Source organism: Bacillus cereus group sp. BfR-BA-01381 (assembly GCF_022663555.1).
GTDB lineage: Bacteria > Bacillota > Bacilli > Bacillales > Bacillaceae_G > Bacillus_A > Bacillus_A pacificus.
The window spans coordinates 1-2,422 of the sequence record NZ_JAKUFR010000184.1 but is presented as its reverse complement, the minus strand read 5'-3'; the positions used below and the strand labels follow the sequence as shown (position 1 = coordinate 2,422).

The window sequence follows — 2,422 nt, the reverse complement described above, 5'->3', positions numbered from 1 at the left end:
AATTGACGTTTCACGTTGTTTGTTTCGTTCAGTTTTCAAAGAACTACTTGGTCGCTCATTTGCGACTTCCTTATGTTAACATCTTCGTTAGTTAATGTCAACTAAGTTTTTCATTTTATTTGTCGCTTTCGACGTTTTTGTCATCGGCGACTTTTTCTATATTACACTTCTAACCTAAAACCGTCAATATGTTTTTATAAAAAACTTCATTTTTTATAAATCTCTTCTATAAGAATATATAAGCAACCCATAAAATAATCTATGGGTTGCTATTCCATCATAAAAACTATTGTTCTTTTGAAGGTACTGAGCAACTTTCATCCGTACAAAACATATCATTTCCGCCTTCAGAAGAAAGCTCTTGTAACTTAGGTGCAGGGTTCTCTTCTTCCCACACTTGCTGAAGTGCACCAACAAAAGTTTCAAGTGGTTGTGCACCTGAAATAGCATACTTTTGATTAATAATAAAATAAGGCACTCCTGAAATTTGATATTGCTGAGCGATCGCTTCATCAACTCTAACATCATTTGCATATGCACTTTTATCATGAATGACACGTAAAGATTCTTGTTTATCTAAACCTGAAGCTTCAGCGATAGTAGCAAGCGTATCCACATCACTTAAATTTTTCGATTCAGTGAAATATGCAAAAAGTAGATTTTCCGTAATCTCTTTTTCTTTCCCTTGATCCTTTGCAAATTTCGCAAGACGATGCGCATCAAAAGTGTTCGTCGGCTTCATCTCATCAAAATTAAAACTTAAACCCATACTAGCTGCATGATTACCTAGCTGCACGTTATTACGTTTCGCTTCTTCAATGCTAATCCCATACTTTGATGCAAGTACTTCATTAATACTTGTTCCAGAATAGATTGGAGCATTTTGGTCTAATTCAAAACTTTTAAACTCAACTTCAACATCCTTCTTATGAGGAAATTGCTCTAAAGCTACTTCTAATCTACGTTTCCCAATGTAACAAAACGGGCATACAAAATCTGACCATACTTCAATTTTCATAGAAACACCTCATTAACATGTAGTTTTCAATCATTGTAGCACTGGCACTAAGGAATTCAAAAATTTATGCTTCAAGCCTTATATACTACAACCTAAAATAAATCTATAAATAGAAAAACGATAATCAAAAGTATTCCCTTCTGATTATCGTATATGTAAATCTAATTATACTTAAATATATCTTCCCACGAACTTCCATACGGTATTCCAATATGCATTTGAATCTATCTTCTCAGCTTCTCCATGTCCAGCACCTGGAACAATTAATTTCTCTTTTTCTACTTTTGCAGCATTATATACTTCATCTAACATTTCAAAAGGAACAAATGTATCCGCATCCCCGTGAATGAATAGCATCGGTGTTTTACTTTTCTCAACTTGTTTTACAGCTGAAGCTTCTTCTAAATCATATCCAGCTCTTAATTTTGTAACCGTATTAGCCGCATTCATAACAGGAAACTTCGGTAAATGGAATAAATCTTTTAGTTGATAAGTAAATTCACCAACAACAGTTGAGTATCCACAATCTTCAATAATAACTTTCACGTTAGAAGGTAAATCTTCACCTGAAGTCATCATTACAGTTGCCCCTCCCATTGAAACACCAAATAGTGCTATTTCAGCATTGGGGTCTTTCTTTACAATTTGTTGGATCCAAATCAAAATATCTTTACGATCGTGCCAGCCCATCCCTATATAATCACCTTCACTATTTCCATGCCCACGAAGATCTGGCGCTATGACGTTATAGCCTTGTTCATAAAAATTCCGGATATATTTCGTCATTTTTGATGCCCTACTATCATATCCATGAACTACAATTGCCCATTTATGGCTAGATTGTTTATTCATATATTCATAACCTGTTAATTTCAACTTATCGAAAGAATTTATGTGTAGTGTGTTAGGTTTATGATTTGAGACAAAGCTAGCATCCTTTTCTTCATTTGTAGCGAACACATCTCCTGATGCATTCACGGTTTCTACTAAGTGAGGATTATCCTCTAAAAACTCTTTCTCTTGTTTCGCATTCAACGCATAATTATAAAAATAATTCCCGACTAACATATACACAATCGCTAGAAGGACTAAGGCTACTATAGTAATTATACCTATCTTTTTCATGTTATCTCCTTTTAAAAAATTAAATCTTCCTATATTAAAGTACTTCAAAAAACAACTGTACTATTTTAACATACCGATAGATTACTTCCACAAAAATAAAAAAATCTTAAACTACATATCGAAATTGAATATAACAGAATAACTTGAGACTGATCAGAAGTTAGAAACACAAAAAAGACGAGTCATTCTGACTCGTCTTACAGTTGCTTGGCGACGTCCTACTCTCACAGGGACAAGGTCCCAACTACCATCGGCGCTAGAGAGCTTAACTTCCGTGTT

2 protein-coding genes are annotated in these 2,422 nt (G+C 34.2%); both read right to left on the bottom strand.

The genetic code is table 11. The features are described 5' to 3' along the window. Positions 1–286: 286 nt before the first annotated feature. Complete coding sequence (locus MR079_RS28060; RefSeq protein ID WP_139869853.1) at positions 287–1,018, bottom strand: DsbA family oxidoreductase; 732 nt, start codon at positions 1,016–1,018, stop codon at positions 287–289. Positions 1,019–1,189: 171 nt separating this feature from the next. Next, positions 1,190–2,143, bottom strand: a complete 954-nt coding sequence (locus MR079_RS28055; protein ID WP_242295059.1) for an alpha/beta hydrolase — start codon at positions 2,141–2,143, stop codon at positions 1,190–1,192. Positions 2,144–2,422 lie beyond the last annotated feature (279 nt).